This is a genomic window from Lonsdalea britannica (assembly GCF_946477055.1).
Taxonomy (GTDB): Bacteria; Pseudomonadota; Gammaproteobacteria; order Enterobacterales; family Enterobacteriaceae; genus Lonsdalea; species Lonsdalea britannica_A.
This window is the reverse complement of sequence record NZ_CAMKXG010000332.1, coordinates 1-3,178: the sequence shown is the minus strand read 5'-3', so window position 1 is coordinate 3,178 and position 3,178 is coordinate 1. Positions and strand designations below refer to the sequence as shown.

4 protein-coding genes are annotated in these 3,178 nt (G+C 59.7%); all 4 read right to left on the bottom strand.

What is annotated here, in order from left to right; translation table 11 throughout:
- Window positions 1-197: 197 nt before the first annotated feature.
- The 4 genes from Q7O77_RS16180 to Q7O77_RS16165 are packed head-to-tail and all read right to left on the bottom strand — an operon-like array spanning window position 198 to window position 2,800.
- Window positions 198-719 (bottom strand): phage major tail tube protein, encoded by a 522-nt coding sequence (locus Q7O77_RS16180; RefSeq protein WP_304169696.1) that lies wholly within the window; start codon window positions 717-719, stop codon window positions 198-200.
- Complete coding sequence (locus Q7O77_RS16175) at window positions 719-2,143, bottom strand: phage tail sheath subtilisin-like domain-containing protein (RefSeq protein WP_304169694.1); 1,425 nt, start codon at window positions 2,141-2,143, stop codon at window positions 719-721. Before Q7O77_RS16175 ends, Q7O77_RS16180 begins: the two co-directional genes overlap by 1 nt.
- On the bottom strand, window positions 2,133-2,330 hold the full coding sequence (locus Q7O77_RS16170) for a hypothetical protein (protein ID WP_304169692.1): 198 nt from the start codon (window positions 2,328-2,330) through the stop codon (window positions 2,133-2,135). The genes Q7O77_RS16175 and Q7O77_RS16170 overlap by 11 nt, the downstream gene beginning before the upstream one ends.
- Window positions 2,327-2,800: a Gp37 family protein gene (locus Q7O77_RS16165; RefSeq protein WP_304169690.1), complete on the bottom strand. Its 474-nt coding sequence runs from the start codon at window positions 2,798-2,800 to the stop codon at window positions 2,327-2,329. The genes Q7O77_RS16170 and Q7O77_RS16165 overlap by 4 nt, the downstream gene beginning before the upstream one ends.
- Between the last annotated feature and the right edge of the window lie 378 nt (window positions 2,801-3,178).

The following is a 3,178-nucleotide window of genomic DNA, read 5'->3' as shown; positions in this document are numbered from 1 at the left end:
ATCAAAACACCGGTCGGCGAAATCGTACCGCTCGCCCAAACAGGTCGGCTCTCGTAAGAGCCGGTGCGCTCGCCCGGCAAAACCGCACGGCGCGGATATTCTTATGACGGTCGGGCTGCCGTGAGAGCCAGCCGCGACCGGGGTGTCGCCTGATGAAGACAGTCTAAAATTCGCTGTCGTCCTCAGGCGACGCGGCATTAACCGCCGATATTGGTGCGGTAGTCGCTCAGTTGATCGACGCCGTTGACCATGAAGATGTTGGCCAGATAATCCAGCTCAAGGATGTCTTCGCCATCCATCACCTGTTTGACGTAGGTGCAGTTGAAGCTGGAGCTGAACTCCGCGTTCTCGTGCGGTTTGAAGGTACCCAGCGGGTTCTTCTTAAACATCACGGTCAGGTAGGTGATCATCGGCACTTCGTCAGCGCGCCCCTGTGCGGTGTAGCGCTCCACGCTGGAACGGCACTGCAAGGACAACGCGCTGTACGGGTTGGCCGTGGCCAGCATCGCTTCGCGGTAGAAGGAGTTCCATTTGATCTCCCCTTCCAGCTTGTCGAACCCGGAAGGCAGTTCGATTTTGCCCACCATGCCGAGCGCTTTGTGCTCCTGCATGGTCATGCTGATGTCCGGCAGTTTGATTTCTTCCGCGCGGCCCAGCAGATTCGCCCCGTTCAGATAAATATTCGCATTGGTGATGCGATTGACTTCGATTTTAGCCATTAGCTATTCCCCTTCAGCGTCACCAGGTATTCGGAGGTGATCTCGGATTCGTAAGACAGACGTTCCAGCGGCGGCGGCGGCGTGAACTTGTAGCTCAGCAGCACATGGCCTGCGGCCAGCTCGGTTTCTTCATTGCGCGCGGCGTCGTACCAGCACTTGAAGCCCAACAGCGCGCCGTTGCCGATCAGCGTACGGCCATAGGCGTTGACGGATTCGGTCAGCGCGTCGATCAGCGCCTGGCTAATCGGCTGGTCGATGAACTGGGTGCTGAAGTAGCGGATGGATTCGTTGATCACATCAGCGGTACGACGCACGTTTTCAAAGTTGCGCATGTGGGTCACGGACGGCCAGGCCGCCTGACGGTTGCCCCACAGACGCAGGCCGCTGCCGTAGCTGTTGAACACCGTGGTGATGCCCTGTTCGTTCAGCAGGTTCACTTCGCAGTTAGGGTCGTCAATCATGGCCGACAGCTGGCGTTCTACGCCGGTGATGCCGGAGATTTCCTGGTTGGAGCTGCTCCACCAGTAGCCTTTCTCGTTATCCACCTTGGCGCGCAGGCCGGCGGCGCGCTGAGACAGCGGCTCCAGACGTTCGCTGTTGGTGTTCGCGTCGTAGACTTTGACGTGCGGATAGCACAGCTTCACGCGGTCAGAGCTGGTGTTGAAGTTGATGGTGCCAGTCGGTCCGCGGCCGCTGATGGCCTGCTGGAACGTGGTGCCAATCGGCGCATCGACATAGGCGACGGCGCCCAGTTTGTCGGCCAGAGAAACCAGTTCGGTCACGATGCTGGTCTGCGTGCAGTACACCGGCGCAATCAGGATCTTCGCGAAGAAGCCGAAGGCGTTGTAGGTGTCGTTCAGCAGTTTCATGCCGGTGCGGTTGCCCGCTTCGTTCACGCTGCCGATGATGTCGGCGGCGGTGACTTTCGTCGGATCGGCGAAGTCGTAGCTGGCGATCACGGTGCTGCCGCTGTCGATGTTGGTGCCGACGCGGGTGATTTTCCCGGTCTGCGCATCCAGCGTGTAGTCCTGACCTTCCACGTACGGCTGGGCGGCGTCGTTTTTACGCAGCACCAGGTTAGAGACCACCGGGTTAATCAACTGGGCTGCGCCCGTGCTGTCGAACGTGACGGAGGCGTTGCTGACGGAGGTCTTGTGTTTGACCGGGTCGAGCACGTTGATCACCAGCACCGTACCGGCGCCGTGGTCGTAAATGGCGTCCAGCGCCTGCGGGATGGTGAACCCGCTGACCTGCGAGCCGAACTGGGCCGCGTTGGTTTCAGACACGCACAGCGTGACGTCGTTGACCGGCCCCATGGGCGCGGTGCCGATCAGGCCGATGACCGCAGATTTGACGGTCTTGATCGGGCGAGCGCCGGTTTCGACCTCAACGGTTTCGACCCCATGCAGATAGTTAGCTGCCATGGTTTACCTCATCGTTAGTAGTGGTAGAAGCGCCGTTTTCCAACGGTTGCAGAAGGCCCAGAGCGACCAACGTTTTCACGTAATCATGCTCGGCAGGCAGTTCCACAGCACGCTGGGGAAACAGCAGCACTTCGGTGCCGTCAGCCAGCGTGACGCCGCTGGTCGGGCCGGTGTAGCGGTATTTCATGTTTCGCTTTCCTTGTATGTGGCTTGTGTGAGTAATGGCCCGTCGGGCAGCGACGCGTCTTCGGTCTGTAGGGTTTCCGCGGTGAACCGGAGCGTGTAACGCCACAGTCCATCGCTGCTGCCCTTGCCGACGACCGTCTCTTTCTTCAGCCGGATTTTGCGGCTGCAATTCGGTAGCCGGAGTCCGCACAGCACGCGCCGCAGCGCATCCAGTACGGTCACGGCCCCGTTTTGTCCGCTGGATTCGCGGCACACGACGGTGGCGCGCAGCTTGACAAGCTGCGTTTGCAGCACGATCCCGCACTCTTCCGGCTTGCGGAACGCAGAGCCGGCGTAGCGCACCAGAATCGCGCCGTCAGGATGGCTGAGGACGTACTCAGCCGGTTTTCCGGGGAAAGATTCCACCTGCAAGCCGGGAAAGGCCTCGGCAATCCGGGCAACCACGGCATCAATCATCGGTGAGACGTCCATTACGCGTTCCCCCGCACGGCGCCGCGGCATAGGCCGTTCGCCGTCTGAGCGCCGCAGCGCTCACAGACCGGAAGCACGTCGCCGCGCCGCGCGGTACGCGTTGTGAACTGAACAAATTGAATCGACTGCATGACACCGTCCTGTTTTCGTAAACTGAGGTCAGTATCGCGGGAAAATGGGAGCTGGGCTTTTAACCCTATTTAAAAACATATTTCACATCAATGAGTTGCATATTTTCACCGCATTGTGGTCCGACGTGGAATCTGTGCTTTCAATGCCCCGGCAAACGGGTCAGGCAGGTGCGCAATGGGTGTGGGTGTGGGTGTGGGTGTGGGTGTGGGTGTGGGGACTAGTGACAGGTGACAGCAGCATTTAAAA